The 19,472-nt window shown below is 73.9% G+C and carries 17 protein-coding genes; 11 read left to right on the top strand and 6 right to left on the bottom strand.

Annotation, left to right across the window (positions count from 1 at the left end):
- Window positions 1-119 precede the first annotated feature (119 nt).
- Window positions 120-1,394: a VWA domain-containing protein gene (locus ACFV1J_RS16695; protein ID WP_385858661.1), complete on the top strand. Its 1,275-nt coding sequence runs from the start codon at window positions 120-122 to the stop codon at window positions 1,392-1,394.
- Complete coding sequence (locus tag ACFV1J_RS16690) at window positions 1,394-2,221, top strand: hypothetical protein (RefSeq protein WP_385858659.1); 828 nt, start codon at window positions 1,394-1,396, stop codon at window positions 2,219-2,221. The genes ACFV1J_RS16695 and ACFV1J_RS16690 overlap by 1 nt, the downstream gene beginning before the upstream one ends.
- Before the next feature lie 180 nt (window positions 2,222-2,401).
- Here the strand turns inward: ACFV1J_RS16690 and ACFV1J_RS16685 are convergent, their stop codons facing one another.
- The 5 genes from ACFV1J_RS16685 to ACFV1J_RS16665 form a co-directional block, all read right to left on the bottom strand.
- Window positions 2,402-3,799: a DUF5685 family protein gene (locus tag ACFV1J_RS16685; RefSeq protein WP_385858657.1), complete on the bottom strand. Its 1,398-nt coding sequence runs from the start codon at window positions 3,797-3,799 to the stop codon at window positions 2,402-2,404.
- A 188-nt stretch (window positions 3,800-3,987) separates the two neighbouring features.
- The gene (locus ACFV1J_RS16680; RefSeq protein WP_385858655.1) at window positions 3,988-4,191 is read right to left on the bottom strand and encodes a hypothetical protein; all 204 of its coding nucleotides are present in this window, start codon (window positions 4,189-4,191) and stop codon (window positions 3,988-3,990) included.
- Between the two features lie 658 nt (window positions 4,192-4,849).
- Window positions 4,850-5,110, bottom strand: coding sequence for a hypothetical protein (locus tag ACFV1J_RS16675; protein WP_385858653.1), 261 nt, complete (start codon window positions 5,108-5,110; stop codon window positions 4,850-4,852).
- 77 nt (window positions 5,111-5,187) lie between these two features.
- Complete coding sequence (locus ACFV1J_RS16670) at window positions 5,188-6,483, bottom strand: PP2C family protein-serine/threonine phosphatase (protein ID WP_385858651.1); 1,296 nt, start codon at window positions 6,481-6,483, stop codon at window positions 5,188-5,190.
- Window positions 6,484-6,589: 106 nt separating this feature from the next.
- The gene (locus tag ACFV1J_RS16665) at window positions 6,590-7,423 is read right to left on the bottom strand and encodes an undecaprenyl-diphosphate phosphatase (RefSeq protein WP_385858649.1); all 834 of its coding nucleotides are present in this window, start codon (window positions 7,421-7,423) and stop codon (window positions 6,590-6,592) included.
- Window positions 7,424-7,680: 257 nt separating this feature from the next.
- Here ACFV1J_RS16665 and ACFV1J_RS16660 point away from each other — a divergent pair, with 257 nt between their 5' ends.
- The 3 genes from ACFV1J_RS16660 (at window position 7,681) to ACFV1J_RS16650 (ending at window position 13,135) form a co-directional block, all read left to right on the top strand.
- Complete coding sequence (locus ACFV1J_RS16660; protein ID WP_385858647.1) at window positions 7,681-8,787, top strand: acyltransferase family protein; 1,107 nt, start codon at window positions 7,681-7,683, stop codon at window positions 8,785-8,787.
- A 173-nt stretch (window positions 8,788-8,960) separates the two neighbouring features.
- On the top strand, window positions 8,961-10,589 hold the full coding sequence (locus ACFV1J_RS16655) for a helix-turn-helix domain-containing protein (protein ID WP_385858645.1): 1,629 nt from the start codon (window positions 8,961-8,963) through the stop codon (window positions 10,587-10,589).
- A gap of 83 nt (window positions 10,590-10,672) precedes the next feature.
- Window positions 10,673-13,135: a SpoIIE family protein phosphatase gene (locus ACFV1J_RS16650; protein WP_385858643.1), complete on the top strand. Its 2,463-nt coding sequence runs from the start codon at window positions 10,673-10,675 to the stop codon at window positions 13,133-13,135.
- A gap of 60 nt (window positions 13,136-13,195) precedes the next feature.
- Here ACFV1J_RS16650 and ACFV1J_RS16645 read toward each other — a convergent pair whose 3' ends face one another.
- Window positions 13,196-13,606 carry an SRPBCC family protein gene (locus tag ACFV1J_RS16645; RefSeq protein ID WP_385858641.1) on the bottom strand — a complete coding sequence of 137 codons (411 nt, stop codon included), beginning with the start codon at window positions 13,604-13,606 and terminating at the stop codon, window positions 13,196-13,198.
- A gap of 114 nt (window positions 13,607-13,720) precedes the next feature.
- Here ACFV1J_RS16645 and ACFV1J_RS16640 point away from each other — a divergent pair, with 114 nt between their 5' ends.
- From ACFV1J_RS16640 to ACFV1J_RS16615, 6 genes are all read left to right on the top strand, one after another.
- Complete coding sequence (locus tag ACFV1J_RS16640; RefSeq protein ID WP_385858639.1) at window positions 13,721-14,191, top strand: MarR family winged helix-turn-helix transcriptional regulator; 471 nt, start codon at window positions 13,721-13,723, stop codon at window positions 14,189-14,191.
- Between the two features lie 344 nt (window positions 14,192-14,535).
- Window positions 14,536-15,999, top strand: a complete 1,464-nt coding sequence (locus ACFV1J_RS16635; RefSeq protein WP_385858637.1) for an amino acid permease — start codon at window positions 14,536-14,538, stop codon at window positions 15,997-15,999.
- Window positions 16,000-16,114: 115 nt separating this feature from the next.
- Complete coding sequence (locus tag ACFV1J_RS16630; RefSeq protein ID WP_385858636.1) at window positions 16,115-17,065, top strand: hypothetical protein; 951 nt, start codon at window positions 16,115-16,117, stop codon at window positions 17,063-17,065.
- A gap of 269 nt (window positions 17,066-17,334) precedes the next feature.
- Complete coding sequence (locus tag ACFV1J_RS16625) at window positions 17,335-17,775, top strand: hypothetical protein (protein WP_385858635.1); 441 nt, start codon at window positions 17,335-17,337, stop codon at window positions 17,773-17,775.
- A 108-nt stretch (window positions 17,776-17,883) separates the two neighbouring features.
- Window positions 17,884-18,261: a hypothetical protein gene (locus tag ACFV1J_RS16620; protein ID WP_385858633.1), complete on the top strand. Its 378-nt coding sequence runs from the start codon at window positions 17,884-17,886 to the stop codon at window positions 18,259-18,261.
- A 141-nt stretch (window positions 18,262-18,402) separates the two neighbouring features.
- Complete coding sequence (locus ACFV1J_RS16615) at window positions 18,403-19,455, top strand: zinc-dependent alcohol dehydrogenase family protein (RefSeq protein WP_385858631.1); 1,053 nt, start codon at window positions 18,403-18,405, stop codon at window positions 19,453-19,455.
- Window positions 19,456-19,472: the final 17 nt, after the last annotated feature.

Genomic DNA, 19,472 nt, shown 5'->3' with positions numbered 1-19,472 from the left:
AGCAGGCTCGGGGGTGGCCCGTGGCTGCCCGTTGCCCCCGTTGCCAAGCTCCAACTGCCCCTGCGGTCGCCCCCGGCGGTCGTTTTGGAGTGGGGCGGGTTTGTCCATACGATCCAGCGATGATCACAAGAAAACGGCTGGCGGCCGGGGTGTGCGGGCTGTTGGCCGCGATGGCTGTCGCCCTCCTTCCCACACCCGCCAGCGCCGGGGAACCGGATACGAAGACCGCTCCCAAGGTGGAGCTGACCCTCGACGTCAGCGGCTCGATGCGGGCCCGTGACATCGATGGTCAGAGCCGGATGTCCGCCGCGAAGCAGGCGTTCAACGAGGTGCTGGACGCCGTGCCGGACGGCGTCCAGCTCGGCATACGGACGCTCGGCGCCGACTACCGCGGTGACGACCGGAAGACCGGCTGCAAGGACACCCGTCAGCTCTACCCCGTCGGGCCGCTCGACCGCACCGAGGCGAAGACCGCGGTGGCGACGCTCGCCCCCACCGGATGGACGCCGATCGGCCCCGCCCTGCTGGGCGCGGCGCACGATCTCAAGGGCGGGGACGGGTCCCGGCGGATCGTGCTGATCACCGACGGCGAGGACACCTGCGCCCCGCTCGACCCGTGCCAGGTGGCCCGGGACATCGCCGCGCAGGGCATCCACCTCACCGTCGACACGCTCGGTCTGCTGCCGGACGCCAAGACCCGTAAGCAGCTGAGCTGTATCGCCGAGGCGACCGGCGGGACGTACACCTCGGTGCAGCACACCAAGCAACTCCGCGACCGTGTCCACCAGTTGGTGGAGCGGACGGCCGATCCGGTCGTCACGCCGGTGGCGACGAAGGGCGCGCAGAGCTGTGACGGGGCGCCGAAGTTGAAGCCGGGGCTGTACAGCGACCGCGAGAAGTTCGCCGAGCACCGCTGGTACCGGGTCGACGTCCGGCCCGGCCAGGAACTCCGGGCCTCGGTGAGCGTCGCCGCCGACCGGGCCGTCAACAACGACTACGGCGTGCTGCTGCGGGCCTCGACGGAGCACGGGCGGGAGCTGGTCCGCGGTGCGGAGGCCGGTGACGGACGGACCGATGTGATCTCGTCGGGGCTGCGCTACCCCGAGCCGCCGGCCGATGCCCCGGACGGGGCGGACGAGCCGCCGGCGAAGACGGTCTGTCTCCAGGTCAGCAACTCCTTCTCGGCGCCGCCCTCGGTCAAGACCGAGCCCGGTATGCCCGTCGAGCTGGCCATCGATGTGGTCGACGGTCCGAGCGACGCCTCCGACGCGGCGTTCTTCGGTCTCGGCCACGGCTGGTGGCTGCTGATCACGCTGGCCCTCACCGGGCTGGTGGCCGGTCTGGTCTGGGGCTGGATCTCCCGTTGGCGCGTCTCCGTCTGGAGGACCAACTGATGCGCACCGTACGCAGGATGCTGATGACCGCCGTGCTGGCCGGGGCGGGTCTCCTCGGTGTGGCGGGGACCGCGGTGGCCGACTCCGCGACCCCGAGCCCGAGCACGAGCGCGAGCACGGACGCGGGGCCGACCGAGGCCGGGACCTCGTTCCGTACGGCGACGGCCATCAAGCCCGGACAGCCGGCGACGGCCGACGCGTCCACCGGTGACTACCTGTACTGGGTGCTGCCGGTCGACGCGGGACAGCGCGCCACGGTCACCGCGACGGTGACCCTGCCGGCCGCCGCCCGGCACGGTGCGGCCACCTGGCAGCTGGACGTCTACGACGGACTGCGCCGGCGGCAGCCCTGCAAATACGGCGCTCCGTCCAAGGCCGCGGCCCAGGACGCCGGTTCCGTCCAGCTGACCTGCACGCTGCGCACGGTGCGGGCCTGGGCGGAGCCGTGGGCCAACGATCCGCTGCCCGGCAGCTATTACGTTCGCCTGACGGTCGTCGATCTTCCGCAAGAGGACCTCGGGCTGGCGGTCCATGCGAAGGTCGAGGCGGGCACGGCGGACCAGGGCGGTGCCCAGGCGGTGGACGGCTCGCTCGCCGCTCCCCTGGTGCCGGGAGCCGGTACGGCCACGCCGCAGTCCGACGGGGCGACGCCGTCGCCGCGGCCGGCGGCCATGGCGGAGCCGGACGGTGGCTGGTCCTCCGGCTGGTGGTCGGACCGCTGGCTGTGGACCGCGGCCGGCGGGCTGCTCGCGGCGCTCGGAGGCATCGCCGGTTACTCCGTCACCCGCGGCTCCGGCCGCCCGTCCCGGGTGCCGCCGGGCGCCTGATCCGAGCCGACCGGGCGCCTGACCGGAGCCGATCGGGCGCCCGATCCGAGTCGCACCCGACGACGGGGCGGTCACGGCACGCTGCCGTGGCCGCCCCGTTCTCGTCACTGAGTCCGTCAGTCAGCCATGCCAGCCATGTCAGCCGGTCACTGACGCGGCGTCGCTTCAGCCGCCAATACCTCAGCCGCAGTCGCAGCAGCCGCAGCATTCACAGCAGTTGCAGCAGTCGCAACCGTCACAGCCGCCGTCGCAGCCGTCGCAGGACTGGCAGCAGCCCTCCCGCTTCTTGCGCGACCAGGGGCCCTCGAACTCGTCCGCGCAGCACACCTTGCAGGTGCAGCACAGCCCGATGGCCACCGCGCAGCCCGCGAGGAAGCCCCGGGGCTTCTTCGGCTGGTGCGGGAGGCGCGGGAAGCCGCCGCCGTCCCCGCCGATGCCTCCGCCGCCAGGGCCGCCGCCATGGCCGCCGCCGTATCCACCCCCGTATCCACCCCCGTGGCCACCGGGCGGCACCGATCCGCCCGCGTAGGGGTTCTGCGGCGCATTCACGTGCGGCCCCTGCGCGTACGGACCGCCGGCCGGCGCGTACGGACCGCCCCCCGGCGCCTGACCGTACTGCGGCGGCTGGCCGTACTGCGGCGGCTGACCGTACTGCGGCGGCTGACCGTACTGCGGCGACTGACCGTACGAGGGCTGTTGGGCGTGGCCCTGGTGGGAGCACGCCGCGGTGCCGAAGGCGCGGTCCACCGACCGGCGGAGTTCGTGCACCAGCAGCACATGCACCAGGGCGGAGTCGGTGAACTCCACGTCGCGCAGGGCGAGGCGGATGCCGTGCAGCGCGTCGTCGCACAGCCGGCGGGCGTCGGCGGTGCTCGCGCCGGTCGCGGTGAGCGGGTTCCAGGCGCCCTCGGCGGCGTCCGCTGCCCGGTCCTCCACGGCGTCGAGGAGGTGGGCCAGCCGCCCGAAGAGCCGGCCGGCCTCGGCCAGCGGCGCGGCGTTCCCGGGGCGCCCGGCGAGTACGGCGGTGTGGGCGAAGGCGGCGGCGGTCGCGGTCTCGGTCGGTTCGGTGATGACCGTCAACGGCGTGCCGGGCCCGGCCAGTTGCTCGATGGCCGGCTGGCGGTCGACCGCGTCGACGAGGACGGAGGTGTCGAAGCCGAGGGTGGCGCCGGTACGGGCGCCGGCCCGGTCCCAGCCTGCGGCGACCCGGCGCGCGGCGGCGGCCACCGGGCGGCGGCGCAGCAGACCGTTCCGGTCGGCGACGTGGTCGCGTATCTTCGCCGAGGCGAGCACGAGGGACACCGAGGCGGCGAGCCGTGCGCCCTCGCCCTGCGCCACGGAGGCGGTGCGCATACCGCGGAGCGGGCAGGGTCCGGCGGTGCGCCGGCGGTCCTCCGTGCGGCCGGTCTGAGCGTCCGTCAGGACGGAGACGATCAGCCCGTCGTAGTTGGTGACGACCCGGGCGAACTGTCCGTGGTCGCCGCGCAGGGCGAGGCACAGACCGCAGAGGTGGGCCATCCATTCGGCCTTGAGCCCTTGGGACAGGCGATGGCTGCAGGGCCTGACGATTCCGAACATGTGCGATCCCCCGTAAGACGTCGGATGGGTGGCGCCGCGGCGCGCGGCGGCACCGGCAACGGCTGAAGATCGTACCGACCGGGGCGCTGACCTGGGACACCCCCCGGATGGCCTGGCGACCGGCCCCCGGGGATGGCCTGGGGACACCCCCTGGGACGCCCTGGGGGACGCTCCCTGGGGCCGGTTCGTCAGTGGGCGTGGCGGGCGAGTACGGCGTCGAGCCGGGCCGCGCGGTGTGCGAGGTCGTCGGGGGCGAGGGGGTGGGCCAGGTCCGGCGCGAGGTCGGCGACGGCCCGGTGGACGGCGGCGGTGAGGTGGACGGTGTCGTCGTCGGTGCGCTCGATGCCGTCGCCGACGGCCCTGTCCTCGTTGAAGGCGATGGCGGCGCGCACCCGCAGCTGGATCGCGCGGCGTTGCCGAGGCCGAGGGTGGGCGCCAGGCCGAGGCGGGCCAGGACCGGGCCGGTCACGTCCGGGAAGGACGGGTTCGCCACCGGACCGGTGTGGTGGGCGGCGCGCACGGCCCGCATCACGGAAAGGATGAGCGGGAGTTGGTAGGGCAGACGCAGGCCGGGACCGGCGGCGGCGACGGCCCGGGCCGCCGGGTCGGGGCGGTCCGACATCGCCCAGGGGCTGCGCAGCGAGGCGCCGTGCACGACCAGGTCGGGGCGGGTGGTGGTGAGCAGTTCGGCCGCCTCGTCGGGCCGCGACGCGTCGAGCCGGACCGTCTCCACGAGGCAGTCGCGGGCGCTGGCCACGGTCGCCGCCACGGCGTCGCGCGGCGGCGGACCGGCCCGCCACCAGGAGGCGCCGCACCCGGCTGCCGGCGGCCAGCCCGTCGGCGACCCGCTCGCCCATGTCACCCGCGCCGATGATCAATACGGTGGTCATCGGGCGATCGTAGGCCGGCACCCGTCACCCGGGTCGGGGGCCGGCTCCCCAACGGGCAGTCCAGCGCCCTCAGTTCGGGGCGGGCGGGGACGGCGTCCTCACCACTTGTCGGTAGCAGGAACGGCGTCCTCACCGCCTGTCGGTGGCAGGGACGGCGTCCTCACCGCTTGTCGGTGGCGGGGACGAGCACCATCCAGTCGTCCTTGCCCTCTTCCTCGTGCAGATAGCCGATCATGGTGGGGTGCGGCCCCGGATAGGCCGGGCCTTCGTTGCGCACCCCGGAGGCGCTGTCGGTGTCGGTTCGCCCCAGGAGGACCGCCAGGGCGAGGAAGGGCAGTACGGCGACCGAGAGCGCTGCCACCGTGCCCCTGCTCATGGCCTTCGGCCGCACAACTTCCTTGCTGTCTGCGTTGTTTGCCACGTGGGCATCTTCCTCCACGCCGCTCTCCGGTCCGTCCGCGGGGTCACGAACCGGGCCGGCCCGTCCCTTACGCCCCGTCAGCGCGCGACGGAGTCGTCCCGGGCCGTGGGAGGTAGCGGATGGCGGCGGATCCGGGCGGCGAGGACGGCGACGTCGTCCTCGGCGTGCAGACCGTCGAGGTGGTCGAGGACCTCGTCGAGGACCTGCTCGACGTCGGCTCCGGCGGGCAGGCGCAGCCGGGCGAGCCGGGAGAGCGAGGTGTCGATGTCCTCGCCGCGGCGTTCGACCAGGCCGTCGGTGAACATCAGGAGGGTGTCGTCGGGGGTGAGGGTGCGGGTGATCTGTTCGTAGCCGCCGGCGCCGGTGCCCAGGGGCGGGCCGACGGGGAGCCGCAGCAGGTCGGCGGTGCGATCGCCGCCGAAGACCACCGGGGAGAGGTGGCCGGCGCTGGCGAAACCGGCGATGCCGCGGGCCGGGTCCACCCGGGCGAGCAGGCAGGTCGCCGGGCGGCGGGACTCGTCCTCGGCCACCGCGGTGTCGAGCTGGCGCAGGACACGGTGCGGCGGCAGATCGGTCGAGGCGACGTAGCGGAGGCTGGAGCGGTAGGCGTTCATGTCGACCGCGGCGTCGAGTCCGTGGCCCATGACGTCGCCCATGACGAGCAGGGTGCGCCCGTAGTGCAGCCGGACGGTCTCGAACCAGTCGCCGCCGACCAGCGCGCTGCTGCCGGAGGGGAGGTAGCGGGTGGCGAGGTCGAGGTTGGGGTGCGGGCGGCCCGGTTCGGCCAGCAGCGCCCGTTGGAGGTCCATCGCGGTGCGCTGCACCGAGGAGTGCCGGCGGGCGTGGGCGAGATGGGCGGCCGCCAGGCGGGCGGCATGAAGGACGGTGGCGGTCTCGTCCTCGTGGAAGCTGCCGCCGGCGCGGAGGACGAGCACCACGCCGTGGCGGCGGCCGTGGGCGGACAGCGGCACCGCGAGGGCCTGGGCGGACATCCCGCCGGACAGGACGGCCCGGGCGGTGACGGGGCGGTCCTCGGCCAGCGCGCGCAGGAGGGGTGCACCGGCGTCCGGGCGTTCCGGGTCGTCGCCGGGGAAGCGTGCTTCGAGCACCTTGACCAGGCCGGCCGAGGCCACCCGGCGGAGTACGGGGCCTTCGGCGGGCCGGCGGGCCGCGGTGGCGTCGTCGGGGAGGAGGTCCACCGCGGCGGCGTCGCCGATGTGCTGGCACAGGAAACGGGACAGCTCGGTACAGGTCGTCTGCGCGTCGAGGGTGGTGCCGATGCGCTCGGCGGCCTCCTCCATGAGGCGCAGACGGGCCCGTACGCGGGCGTCGTCGGCGTCCCGACCCGCGCCGTCCGAGCCGTCCCGGTCCATGCGGCCACCTCCAGGGCGCTGCGCCCGCTACGGGCGAGTTTGCTGGTGTTGCACCCATATCACCAGCGGGACCGGATGCCGGTCCGGCGCGGCGGCCGTGGCGACGTCAGCTGAGGACGCCCATGCCCAGCAGGCCGAAGAGGAGGGCGCCGATCAGGATGCGGTAGATGACGAAGGAGTTGAAGGAGTGCTTGGCGACGAACTTCAACAGCCAGGCGATCGAGGCGTAGGCGACGACGAAGGAGACGACGGTGCCGATGGCGAGCGGGGCGACCGCGGCGCCGGAGCCGATGGCGTCCTTCAGCTCGTAGATGCCCGCGCCGGTGAGGGCCGGGATGCCGAGGAAGAAGGACAGCCGGGTGGCGGCGACCCGCTCCAGGTCGAGGATGAGCGCGGTGGACATGGTCGCGCCGGAGCGGGAGAAGCCGGGGAAGAGCAGCGCGAGGATCTGCGAGCAGCCGACCCACATGGCGTCCTTGAGGGAGGTGTCGTCCTCACCGCGCTTGTGGCGGCCCATCTGGTCGGCGGCCCACATCACGCCGCTGCCGACGATCAGTGAGCCGGCCACCACCCACAGGGAGGCGAGCGGGCCCTCGATCAGGGGCTTGGCGGCCAGGCCGACGACGACGATCGGGAGGGTGGCGAAGATCACCCACCAGGCGAACTTGTAGTCGTGGTGGTAGCGCTCCTCCTTGTTGGCCAGCCCGCGGAACCACGCGCCCACGATGCGCACGATGTCCTTGCCGAAGTAGACGAGCGCGGCGGCGATCGCGCCGACCTGGATGACGGCGGAGAAGCCGACGACGGCCTTGTCCTCGACGGGAATGCCCATCAGACCTTCGGCGATCTTGAGGTGGCCGGTGGAGGAGACGGGAAGGAATTCCGTCACCCCCTCCACGGCTCCGAGGACGACGGCTTGGCCGATGCTGATCGCGCTCATGGGATCCATTTCTCGGGACGGGTGGACGGTGGGCGCAGGCACGCCTCGGCGCGTGGGCGGGTCCGGTGGATCGTCCGGGCCGATCCGGCGACACGCCGTGGCGCGATGAGTGACTTTACTGGGGGTTTCGCCGTCGGGCCGACGGGAAGGCCCCGGCGGGCGGACCGGAGCGGACCGGGATGCGCGGTGCGCGCCCGGGCCCCTACAGTGCGGGACGGTCTACAACACTGTAGACGACCGAGGGGAGGAACGATTCCATGACCGCGGCCCCGCTCCGCCGCCGCTCCACCACCGCCTCCGCACGCGCCCCCGCCCCGGCCGCGCCCCCGGCCACGCCCCCGGACACGTCCCGGGCCGCGGACAAGCCCGGCGGCGCCCGCCGCGACGCCTTTTTCGACAACGCGAAATACCTGGCCATCGTATGGGTGGCGATCGGCCACGCCTGGGAGCCGTTCTACGCCGGGAGCCGGACCTCGGCCGCGCTCTACCTCGTCGTCTACGCCTTCCACATGCCGGCGTTCATCGTCATCTCCGGCTATTTTTCCCGGAGTTTCACTTTCCGCCCGGACCAGGTGCAGCGGCTGATCACCGGCATCGCCGTCCCCTATGTCATCTTCCGCACCGCCTACGCCGTGTTCCGGTACGCGGCGGGCGATCAGCCGGACCTCTCGGTCGGGCTGCTGGATCCGTGGTTCCTGACGTGGTTCCTGCCGGCGCTGTTCATGTGGCGGCTCACCGCGCCGCTGTGGCGGATCATCCGCCTGCCGGTGCCGGTGGCCCTGGCGGTCGCCGCGCTCGCCTCGGTCTCCCCGGAGGTCGGCAGCGATCTCGATCTCCAGCGGGTGCTGCAGTTCCTGCCGTTCTTCGTGCTGGGCCTGCGCCTGACCCCCGAGCACTTCCGCCTGCTGCGCCGCCGGGCGGTGCGGATCGCGGCCGTGCCCGTGGCGCTGGGTGCGACCGTGTTCGCGTACTGGGCCGTGCCGCGGATGAACGACGCGTGGTTCTACCACACCGACAGCGCCCAGAAGCTGGGGGCGCCGTGGTGGTGCGGGGTGCTGATGCAGCTGGCCATGTTCGGCTGCTCGTTGGTGCTGACCGGCTGCTTCCTCGCCTGGGTGCCGGGGCGCCGGACGTGGTGCACCACCCTGGGCGCCGGCACGCTCTACGGCTATCTGCTGCACGGCTTCCTGGCCAAGGGTTCGCGCTGGTGGCACTGGTACGACGCGGCCTGGGTGGCCACGCCCTGGGGGCACATCGCGGTGACGCTGATCGCCGCCGTGGTGGTGACCCTGCTGTGCACCCCGCCGGTGCGGCGGGTCTTCCGGTTCGCGGTGGAGCCGCGGATGCGCTGGGCCTTCCGGTAGGCGCCCGGCGGCCGCGGTCGTCCCGGGAGCGGCAGTACTGTTGGCGTGGCTCATACGTGTCGTAGCAGCCCCGACTTTGGCCGACCGGCTGCTTGGCAGTCGGGACCGTATGCGCCACGAGAGGGCCGGCGCCGTCCGGCCCGGGCCGAACCGACCCAGCAGAGGCGCCGATCATGAACACAGCCGCGGCCGCATCACCACCCCGTACCGGCATCAGCCTGCGCCAGCTGCTGATGTCGCTGGGTGAACCGCTGGTCGAGCTGCAGGCCGCGCCCGCCGGGCTGGACGTCGAGATCCGCAGCGTCGCCCTGCTCGACCCCGAGGATCCGCCGATGGCCCGCCCCGGCGAGCTGATCCTCGCCATAGGCGCCCGCGGCCGCGCCGCGTTCCCCGCGCTGCGGGCGGGCGGGCGCGACGGGGCGGCCGCCGTCGCGGTCAAGCTCGACGCTCCCGGCCAGGCCGCCGCGCTCAGCGAGACCGCCGCCGAGGCCGGGATCGCGCTGCTGTCCGTCCGCAGCGAGGCGCGCTGGGAGCAGGTGGACGCGCTGGCCCGGGCGGCACTGGACAGCTCACCGCCGGGGCTGCCCGGAGCGGGCGACGAGGAGGGCGATCTGTTCTCGCTCGCCCAGACCACCGCCGTCCTCACCGGCGGCATCGTCAGCATCGAGGACACCGCCAACCGCGTGCTGGCGTACTCCCGCTCCACCGACTCCGACGAGGTGGACGATCTGCGGCGGCTGTCCATCCTGGGCTGGCACGGCCCCGAGGCGTATCTGGCCCGGCTCCGGAAGTGGGGGGTCTTCCAGCGGCTCCGGGCCTCCGACGACGTCATCCGCATCGACAGCCATCCGGAACTGGGCATCCGCGCCCGGCTCGCGGTGGCGATCCGGTCCGGGGAACGGCAGCTCGGCACCATCTGGGTGCAGGAGGGCGCGACGCCGCTGACCGACCACTGCGACCAGGCGCTGCTGGGCGCGGCCCGGGTCGCCGCACAGCATCTGGTGCGCCGCCGCCGGGAGCTCTCGGCGGACGTGACGCTGACCCGCACCCTGGCGGCCGGGCTGCTGGAGGGCACCACCGGGCCACAGCCGCTCGCCTCCCACATGGGCCTCGACGCCGCCCGCCCGGCGGCCGTCCTGGGCTTCTCGTACGGGACCGAGGCCCCGCCGACGGAGCTGGCCCGCGCCGAGGTCGGCAATCTGGTCTCGGTGCACACCGCGGCCCGGCACCGCAGTGCGCTGGTCACCCAGGCCGACTCCCGGATCTACGTGCTGCTGCCGCAGCTGCCGCGCAGCATCGACCTCGGCACCCTGCGCTGCTGGGGGCAGGAGATCACCGACGCCGTCCGTCGCCACCTGGGGCTGTCACTGCGCGGTTCGGTCGGCTGCCTCGTGCCGTCGCTCGGCGAGGTCCCCGAGTCCCGGAGGGAGGCGGACCGCATCCTGGACGCCATGATGAGCGTGGGCGTCGCCACCACCGTCGCCGCGCTGCCGGACATCCAGGCGGAGGTGCTGGTCAGCGAGGTGCTGACGCTGCTCTCCGCCCATCCGGAGATGCGTGATCCGCGGCTGACCGCGCTGGTCGCGCACGACAGCCGCAACCAGGGGCAGCTGGCCGAGACCGTGCTCGCCTATCTGAACGCCTTCGGCGACGTCCGGGCGGCCGCCGCCCAGCTGCATGTGCACCCCAACACCCTGCGCTACCGGATCCGCCGGGCCGAGGAGCTGACCGGTCTCGACCTCGGCCGCCCCGACCAGCGCCTGCTGGCCATGCTGCAACTGCGGCTGCCGCCGGCCTCCTGATCCGTCACCGACCGCAGCGGCTGACCGTCGGTAAAACTCCTAGACTGGGCGAGAGGCTCCCTTGAGCTGACGGACTGGCGATCATGAGCTCCGACAAGGCACGGCCGGGCGGATTCGACCGAGCGGGTGACCTCGCGAAGGCGGCCACCGCCGAACTGGACGCACAGGGGCTGATCGTCTCCTGGACGCTGGCGGCGCAGCGGCTGCTCGGCTACCGGCCCGAGGAGATCCTTCAGCACCCCGCGGCGGAACTCCTGGCGCTGCCCGGCGACAAGGAGCGGGCGGCCGCGGTCGCCGCGTGGTGCCGGACCGGCGACGGCTGGGGCGGTTCGGTGGCCGCGCGCCACCGCGACGGCCGCGATCTGCAACTGGCCGTCCAGGTCACCCCGGTGCTCGACGGCGCCGGCGGGGAGCGGTGGTCGGTGTTCGCCCTGGAGGAGTGGCGGATGCCGGGCGGCGGGGTCAACCAGCTGATGCTCGAACCGTTCCTGGCGCACGCCCCGGTCGGCATGGCCGTGCTGGACACCGAGCTGCGCTACGTGTGGGTCAACGACGTGCTGGAGCGGCTGATCCCCCTGGAACGCCGGCTGGGGCGGACGGTGGACCAGGTCCTGCCGCCGCTGGAGGCCGAGGCGTTCCACGAGCGGATGCTGCGGGTCCTGCACGCCGGCACCCCGGTGATGGACTACGAATTCCGCAGCCCCACCTATGCCGACCCCAGCCAGGAGCGCGCCTACTCGGCGTCCTTCTTCGGGCTGGCGGATCCGCAGGGCCGGCGGATCGGCATCTGGTACATGGTCATCGACGTCACCGAGCGCTGGCGGGCGCAGGAGCGGCTGGCGCTGCTGAACGACGCCAGCGTGCGGATCGGCAGCACGCTGGACGTCACCCGCACCGCCCAGGAGCTGGCCGACGTCGCGGTACCGGCGCTCGCCGACTTCGTCGCCGTCGACCTGCTGGACTCGGTCCTCCGCGGCGAGGAGCCGGTGCCCGGGCCGGTCGACAGCAGCCTGCTGATGCGGCGCTGCGGCCAGCAGTCGGTCAACGAGGGCTGCCCGGAAGCGGGTCTGGCGGTCGGCGAGGCCGTGCGGCGCTCCCCGGCGTCGCCCATCACCCGCTGTCTGCTGGCCGGCGAGTCCCTGGTGGAGGCGGCCCTGGACCAGGCGTCCAGCGCCTGGGTCACCGCGGACCCGGCACGCGGCGCGGTGATCCGCGCGTACGGGTTCCGGTCGGTGATGGTGGCGCCGGTGCAGGCCCGCGGGGTGACGCTGGGCGCGGCGACGTTCTTCCGCTCGCGCCGGCTGGGGCCGTTCACCGAGGACGACGTACGGCTGGCCGAGGAGCTGGTGGCGCGGGCCGCGGTGTGCGTGGACAACGCGCGCCGGTTCACGCGGGAGCGGACCGCGGCGCGGGTGATGCAGCAGAACCTGCTGCCGCACGAGCTGACCGGGGGCTCCGCCCTGGAGGTCGCGTCGTGGTACTTCCCGGCGGACGCGCCGAGCGGGGTGGGCGGCGACTGGTTCGATGTGATCCCGCTGTCCGGTGCCCGGGTGGCGCTGGTCGTCGGGGACGTGGTCGGGCACGGCATCAACGCCGCGGCCACCATGGGCCGGCTGCGGACGGCCGTGCGCACCCTGGCCAACCTGGACCTGCCGCCCGATGAGCTGCTGGCCCGGCTGGACGACCTGGTCATCGGCCTGGTGAAGACCCACGGCGCCGAGCCGGCGCCGGACACCGAGAATGCCACGGTGGCGGCCACGTTCATGGGCGCGACCTGTCTGTACGCGGTCTACGACCCGGTCAGCCGGCGGGTCTGCATGGCGCGGGCCGGGCACCTCCCGCCCGCGGTGGCCGGGCCGGACGGCACGGTCGAGCTGGTGGACCTGCCCGCCGGTCCGCCGCTCGGGCTGGGCTCGCTGCCCTTCGAGGCCTTCGAACGGGAGCTGCCCGAAGGCAGTCTGCTCGCCCTCTACACCAACGGGCTGATCGAGACCTGCGATCCGGACATCGGGGTCGGGCTGGCCCGGCTGAGCGGTGCGCTGACGCTGCCCGGGGCGGCGCTGAAGGACATCGGCGGGCGGGCGGTCAAGGCGCTGCTGACCGGGCCGCCGTCGGACGACGCGGCGCTGCTGCTCGCCCGTACCCGTGCGCTGGGTGCGCACCAGGTGGCTTCCTGGGACCTGCCCGCCGACCCGGCCGTGGTCGGCAACGCCCGGGCGCTGGCCGGCCGGCAGCTGGCCGAATGGGGCATGGAGGAGCTGCAGTTCACGACGGAGCTGGTCGTCAGCGAGCTGGTCACCAACGCGATCCGGCACGGCATCGGACCGATCACCCTGCGGCTGATCCGGCAGGCCGGGCTGATCTGCGAGGTCTTCGACGGCGGCAGCACCGCACCGCATCTGCGCCACGCCCGGACGACCGACGAGGGCGGCCGCGGGCTGTTCATCATCGCCCAGCTGACCCGGCGCTGGGGCACCCGCTACACCGCGACCGGCAAGGTCATCTGGACCGAGCAGGACCTGCCGTCCGAGACGGAGGAGGGGTAACGGTCCGCTGCACCGGCCCGGCGGCGGTCGCCCCGGGCCGTCGTGCCCGTCCGGCCCCGGTCACGGGTGCGGGCGTTCCAGTACGTGCTTCAGCGTCGCCAGTTCGGTGTCGGCCAGGGCGGTCTGGGCGAGGAAGTCCTCGGTGGTGAGGGTCGGCGGACGGAAGAACGTGATCATGAAGTCGGCGCCGGTGCCGTTGGGTACGACGCGGGCGGGGACCCGCCAGGAGGCGGTGGCGTCCCGGTAGTCGTGATCGAGGACACCCAGTGCGGCGTGCGGGCGGAGCCGGAGCCCGGCGGGTCCCCGCGGCGTGGACATCCGCCACCACTGCGGGTCCTCGGTGGGTTCGATGGACCGGACGTTCACCACGGCCCACTGTGGCCAGTTGGCCGGGTCGGCGAGGAAGGCGAACACCTCGTCCGGCGGGCGGTCGATGGTGACGGTCTTGGTGACCGAGCGGCTGGTGGTCATGGCGCACCTCCTTCAGGTGCCATGCGTATCCGCATATAGACAGCACGTTGCTACTCTGACAAGAAGTTGTCAAATGCGCGAGGGTGCCCCGAGGAGGGGCCGGGAGGAGGAGCGGTGTCCGACGAAATGGCCCTGCTGGTGGCCGACGTCTTCGAGGCCGCCGGGGCCCTGCGCCGCCTGGGCGAGCGGACCGCGCGGGCCGAAGGGCTCACCCAGGCCCGGTGGCAGGTGCTGAGCGTGCTGTCGGACGCACCGATGACCGTGCCGCAGGCGGCCCGGCGGCTCGGCGTCAGCCGCCAGAACGTCCAGCGGGTGGCCAACGACCTCGCGGACCTGGGCCACCTCACCTTCGAGCCCAACCCGGATCACCGCGGTTCCCCGCTGCTGGTGCCGACCTCCGAGGGGCGGCGGGCGCTGTCCCGCGTCACGGCGCGCGCCGCCGCCGTCCACCGCGCCCTGGCGCCCGCGCTCCCCGCCTCCGCGGTCACCGGGACCCGGGCGTTCCTGCGCCGTCTGCTCGACGAACTGGACCGCCAGGAGGGCGCCGAGGACGGGCGCGCGCCGCACCAGGAGGAGTCCTCCTAGGGGCCGGCCACGGATTCCGCATTGGCCGACCGCACAGCCATGGGGGGTGACTTTGTCGTCCCTCACAAATACGGCGCCGTGCATCGCCACATACGCTGACGCAAATCCATTCGGACGTGATGCCGCTCACCTCTCACGAGGAGGCCGGGCACGCCGCGGCGGCGCGATCAGCGCTCCCCACCCGCGCGAGCATCCGGAATCCGCCGGCCCCGTGCCGCCGCTTTCGACATTCGACAGGGCCATGATCGCCGCTTGCCAGCACCGGTCCCGTCGTGCGTCCACCCCGAGGCGATCCCAGCAGTCACCCCGTGCATGACCCCTCCAACCCCTCAACGGATGTCGCAATGACCACACCTTCCCAGAGCCATCTGGCCGCTCCGCCCACTCCCCCGGAAGACGGGTCGGCGTCGCAGCAGTCCGGGCTGCAATCCGGTCTCAAGAACCGCCATCTGTCCATGATCGCCGTGGGCGGGGTCATCGGCGCGGGCCTGTTCGTGGGCTCCGGGTCGGGCATCGCCGCCGCCGGCCCCGGCATCCTGCTCTCGTACGCCCTCGTCGGCGCGCTGGTCGTGTTCGTGATGCGGATGCTCGGCGAAATGGCGGCGGCCAACCCGACCTCCGGCTCCTTCTCCGCGTACGCGGACCGGGCGCTCGGCCGCTGGGCCGGCTTCTCCATCGGCTGGCTGTACTGGTTCTTCTGGGTCGTGGTGCTCGCCGTGGAGGCGACCGCCGGCGCCGCCATCCTCACGAGCTGGGTCCCGGCCGTCCCGCAGTGGGCCTGGGCGCTGATCGTGATGGTGCTGCTGACCGCCACCAACCTCGCCTCGGTCGCCTCGTTCGGTGAGTTCGAGTTCTGGTTCGCCGGCATCAAGGTCGTCGCCATCGTCGCCTTCATCGCGCTGGGCGGGCTCGCCGTCTTCGGCGTGCTGCCCGGCTCCGACCACGGCGCGACCGGCATCGGCAACCTCACCTCGCACGGCGGCTTCCTCCCACACGGCCCCAGCGCGATCCTCACCGGTGTCCTGATGGTCGTGTTCTCCTTCATGGGCAGCGAGATCGTCACCCTGGCCGCCGGTGAGTCCGAGGACCCGCGGCGCGCGGTCACCAAGGCCACCAACAGCGTCATCTGGCGGGTCGGCGTCTTCTACCTCGGCTCGATCTTCATCGTGCTCTCGCTGCTGCCGTGGAACGACCCCTCGATCCTCAAGAAGGGCTCGTACGTCGCGGCGCTGGACTCGATCGGCATCCCGCACGCCGGCCAGATCATGAACGTCATCGTGCTGACCGCGGTGCTGTCCTGCCTGAACTCCGGCCTCTACACCGCCTCCCGGATGGCGTTCTCGCTCGGCCAGCGCGGCGACGCGCCGAAGGCCTTCGCCCGGACGAACCCGCGGGGCGTCCCGCAGGCCGCGATCCTGGCCTCGGTCCTCTTCGGCTTCATCGCGGTCGGCTTCAACTACCTGTGGCCCGACACCGTCTTCCAGTTCCTGCTGAACTCCTCGGGTGCCGTCGCGCTCTTCGTGTGGCTGGTGATCTGCTTCTCGCAGCTGCGGATGCGCGGGATCATCCTGCGCGAGAACCCGGACAAGCTGGTCGTACGGATGTGGCTGTTCCCGTACCTGACCTGGGCCACGATCGCGATGATCACCTTCGTTCTGGCCTACATGCTGACCGACGACAGTGAGGGCGGCGGCCGCATCCAGGTGCTGCTGTCGGTGCTGCTGGCCGCGGTGGTCGTCGGGATCTCCCTGGTCCGCGACCGGATCGGCGGCAGGTCCGACAAGACGGCGGGGCTCCCCACCCGCTAGCAGAAAAGCGGACAGTACGGGGCGGTGGTGTGCACGGCACGCCACCGCCCCGTACCATCCCTGAACCGCCGCCCCCCGCCGCCACGATTCCCCCTCGGAAGGCCAGCCCACGACGATGCCCGTCTTCAGACGCCGCAAGGACAACGTTCCCCGGATGGCCCCGGAGCTCGACGACGTCACACTGGGCCGGGTCCGCAAGCGCGTCGAGACCGCGTGGTCCCGCGGTTCGCTGGACACCGCCGTGATGGCCACGATGGGGCAGCTGCTCGACGAGACGGGCGAGGACTGGGACCGCAGGGCGCACCGGCTGGCGGTGCTGGCCGCGTCGGCCGGCCGGGGACTGCCCGGCATCTGGCGGCGGCACAGCCCGCGCGACCCGGGCGCCCTGCTGCTGCACGCCTGGTCCGATCTGCTCCGGGCCCGCGAGCCGGGCTCCGCCGTCGACCTGGCCGAGACCCGGGAGACCTGCCGGATAGCGGCCGATCTGGCGCCGGCCGATCCCACGCCGTGGACCCTGCAGCTGGCCGTGCTGCGGCTGGAGCGCCGCCCGTCCCAGGAACTGTCGGCGATCTGGCGCGAGATCAAGGCCCGCGATCCCTGGAACCGCGAGGCGCACCTCCAGGCCCTGGGCTATCTCTCACCCGACGAGTGCGGCTCCAGCGCCCTGGTGCTGGACCTGCTCGACGGTGTCCGCAACAGCATGCCGCCGGACGCCCCCGCCGCCGGCCTGGAACTGACCGCGCTGGTCCGCGCCCACCAGCGGGCGGTGGCCACCGGCGGGCTGTCCGCCCTGGGCGCGGGCGAGATCTGGCGCCGCCCGGACGCCGCCCGGGCCCTCGACCAGGCGGCACGGTACTGGCCGGCCCCCGGCTACCTGGGCCACGCCCAGGCGGTGGCGGATCTGAACGTGCTGGGCTACGCACTGATCAAGTCCGCCCGGCTGGCCGAGGCGGCGACCGCCCTGCGGGCCACCAAGGGCATCGCCACGCCCTGGCCGTGGAGCCTGGAAGGCGATCCCCTGGAGCGGTTCACGCACCATTTCGAGCGGGCCGCGGCGGGCGGGTAGGGCAGCGCGGCGATCGCGCCGGAGGGTCATCCGGAGCCGGCCGGTGGAGCGGCCGGCGCCGAGCCGCCCTTGAGGGTGGCGTCCCGCGCGTACCGCTGCGATCGAGACGCCGACGACGTCTCTCTCCCCCCGCGACGGCTTGTCCGGTTGCGGGGCATACGTACGGCCGGTAGCCGGAACGGGTGGAATTGCGGTCTCTTTCCGGTCTCTCCGGAGTGCCCCGATGTCGTACCGGGGATCCCCTCCTGGAAGAGCGTGGGGAGATCCGTATGCGGGACACCGTCAGCACCGGCCGCTCCGCGGCGACACGGATCCGGCGCGTGCTGCTCCTGCTCGCTCTGCTGGCCCTGCTGCACGCGGCGTTCGCCCCGGACTCCCCGGAGGCGCCGTCGACCGGTGCCGGGGCGTGCGCCGCCCGTGCCACCGCCCCCGTCGTGTCCGCGCCGGCCGAGCGGCCGTGCGCCGCGCAGACGCCGGTGCTGGCGTCCGGCGACGGCGACCACAGGCATCCGGGCAGCGGCGTCCGCCACCGGTGCGCGGGGTCGGTCTGCCATCTGCGCCACCACGTCCCGACCGGGGCGGCCGGCAAGGCGCTCGGGGCGTCACCGGTGGCGGCCGCCCGTACGGCCGACGGCGTCCCGGTGTCCGGTGTGGTGCGCACCTCCTCCGCCGCCGCGCCTCCGGGGCATGTGACCGTTCTGCGCTGCTGACCGGGCCCGGCCGCGTCCGCCCGCCCCGGCCCACGACGGGCCACCGGGGCGTGGCGTGCGCGGCCTGCCGTCATCCGCTGACTGGACCGGCACCGCAGGAGAACCGGTATGCCCCGCGACATCTTCGGGGCCCTGGGCGCGCTCGTCCGCGCCGAGGCCTCGCGCACCGTCCCCAAGCCGAAGACCACTCCCCCGGCCACCTCGCCGCCGCCCGGCCAGCCGGCGTCGCCGCCGAGCGGCCCGGCCGATCCCGGCCCGGCCGATCCGGTGCCGGGCGCCCCGGAGGCTGCGGGTGCCGCGGACCCGCCGGGCAGTGGTGCCCCGGAGGCGGCGGACGCCGCGGACCCGCCGGGCGGTGGTGCCCCCGTCGTCCGTGGGCGCCGGCGGCCGCTGGCGGCCCTGCTGCGGGCCCTGCGTCGCCTCCGTCGCCTCCGCCGGAAGGGCCGGGCCGGCTCGGCCGACGGGCGTAGCGCCTCGGCTTCTTGACGGGGGTGCGGCGGGGGCCGAGGCCGGGTCGCCGTGGCCCGGCGGCCGGGTCCGGTGTGCCCGCGGGGCCGGCTCGTCGGCGCCGCGCCACGGGCTCCCGTCCCGTTTGTCCGGCTCCCCGCCCGGCGTGATGCTGGACGCATGACCGCGCACACGGCCGGAGCCCCGGCGCCGGTCTCCGGCCCGGATCTGGTGTCCGCCTGGGCCGTCGGGCGGCCGGGCCCGGTGGCCTCGGGGCCGCTGGTGGCGGTGCGGCGCCGCGTTCCGGCGCCGGGCCCCGGTGATCTGCTGCTGCGGGTCGAGGCGTGCGGGGTCTGCCGTACGGATCTTCATCTGGCCGAAGGGGATCTGCCGCCGCGCCGCCCGTCGACCGTGCCGGGCCACGAGATCGTCGGCCGGGTCGTCGCCACCGGGGCGGCGGTCGGCCGGTTCCAGGTCGGTGACCGGGCCGGCGGGGCCTGGCTGCGCGGCACCTGCGGCGGCTGCCGCTACTGCCGGGCGGGCCGCGAGAACCTCTGCCCGGCCTCCCGTTACACCGGCTGGGACGCCGACGGCGGCTTCGCCGAGGCCGCCCTCGTCCCCGCGGACTACGCCTATCCGCTCCCGGAGGACCGGAGCGCCGTGCAGCTGGCGCCGCTGCTGTGTGCCGGGATCATCGGCTACCGGGCGCTGCGCCGCAGCGCGCTGCCGCCGGGCGGCCGGCTCGGCATCTACGGGTTCGGGGCCTCGGCGCATCTGGCCGCGCAGGTCGCACTGGCCGAGGGGGCCCGGGTCCATGTGCTGACCCGGTCCGCGGCGGCCCGTCAACTCGCCCTCGATCTGGGGGCGACCTCGGCCGGCGACGCGTACGACCGGCCGCCCGAGCCGCTGGACGCGGCGGTCCTCTTCGCGCCGGTGGGCGATCTGGTGCCGGTGGCACTGGAGGCGCTGGACCGGTCGGGCACGCTCGCCGTCGCCGGGATCCACCTGACCGACATCCCGGTGCTCAACTATCAGCGTCATCTCTTCCAGGAGCGCGATCTGCGCAGCGTGACCTCCAACACCCGCCAGGACGGCGAGGAGTTCCTGCGGACCGCGGCGCGGATCGGCATCCAGGTCACCGCCAGCCCCTACGCGCTCGCCCGTGCGCCGCAGGCGCTGGCCGATCTGGCCGCGGGCCGGGTGCGGGGCGCCGCGGTGCTGGTGCCCGGCTGACCGGGCGGCGGCGGTCC

Source organism: Streptomyces sp. NPDC059649, assembly GCF_042734445.1.
Lineage (GTDB): Bacteria > Actinomycetota > Actinomycetes > Streptomycetales > Streptomycetaceae > Streptomyces.
Note: the sequence above shows the minus strand (reverse complement) of the source record. Positions and strands in the feature narration are given on the sequence as shown.

What these genes read in the sequence shown, in the direction of transcription:
- ACFV1J_RS16660 (WP_385858647.1), top strand. Translation starts at nt 7,681, where the DNA reads ATGACCGCGGCCCCGCTCCGCCGCCGCTCCACCACCGCCTCCGCACGC.
- ACFV1J_RS16615 (WP_385858631.1), top strand. Translation starts at nt 18,403, where the DNA reads ATGACCGCGCACACGGCCGGAGCCCCGGCGCCGGTCTCCGGCCCGGAT.
- ACFV1J_RS16665 (WP_385858649.1), bottom strand. Translation starts at nt 7,423, where the DNA reads ATGAGCGCGATCAGCATCGGCCAAGCCGTCGTCCTCGGAGCCGTGGAG.
- ACFV1J_RS16625 (WP_385858635.1), top strand. Translation starts at nt 17,335, where the DNA reads ATGCGGGACACCGTCAGCACCGGCCGCTCCGCGGCGACACGGATCCGG.
- ACFV1J_RS16650 (WP_385858643.1), top strand. Translation starts at nt 10,673, where the DNA reads ATGAGCTCCGACAAGGCACGGCCGGGCGGATTCGACCGAGCGGGTGAC.
- ACFV1J_RS16670 (WP_385858651.1), bottom strand. Translation starts at nt 6,483, where the DNA reads ATGGACCGGGACGGCTCGGACGGCGCGGGTCGGGACGCCGACGACGCC.
- ACFV1J_RS16685 (WP_385858657.1), bottom strand. Translation starts at nt 3,799, where the DNA reads ATGTTCGGAATCGTCAGGCCCTGCAGCCATCGCCTGTCCCAAGGGCTC.
- ACFV1J_RS16630 (WP_385858636.1), top strand. Translation starts at nt 16,115, where the DNA reads ATGCCCGTCTTCAGACGCCGCAAGGACAACGTTCCCCGGATGGCCCCG.
- ACFV1J_RS16655 (WP_385858645.1), top strand. Translation starts at nt 8,961, where the DNA reads ATGAACACAGCCGCGGCCGCATCACCACCCCGTACCGGCATCAGCCTG.
- ACFV1J_RS16695 (WP_385858661.1), top strand. Translation starts at nt 120, where the DNA reads ATGATCACAAGAAAACGGCTGGCGGCCGGGGTGTGCGGGCTGTTGGCC.
- ACFV1J_RS16620 (WP_385858633.1), top strand. Translation starts at nt 17,884, where the DNA reads ATGCCCCGCGACATCTTCGGGGCCCTGGGCGCGCTCGTCCGCGCCGAG.
- ACFV1J_RS16690 (WP_385858659.1), top strand. Translation starts at nt 1,394, where the DNA reads ATGCGCACCGTACGCAGGATGCTGATGACCGCCGTGCTGGCCGGGGCG.
- ACFV1J_RS16645 (WP_385858641.1), bottom strand. Translation starts at nt 13,606, where the DNA reads ATGACCACCAGCCGCTCGGTCACCAAGACCGTCACCATCGACCGCCCG.
- ACFV1J_RS16635 (WP_385858637.1), top strand. Translation starts at nt 14,536, where the DNA reads ATGACCACACCTTCCCAGAGCCATCTGGCCGCTCCGCCCACTCCCCCG.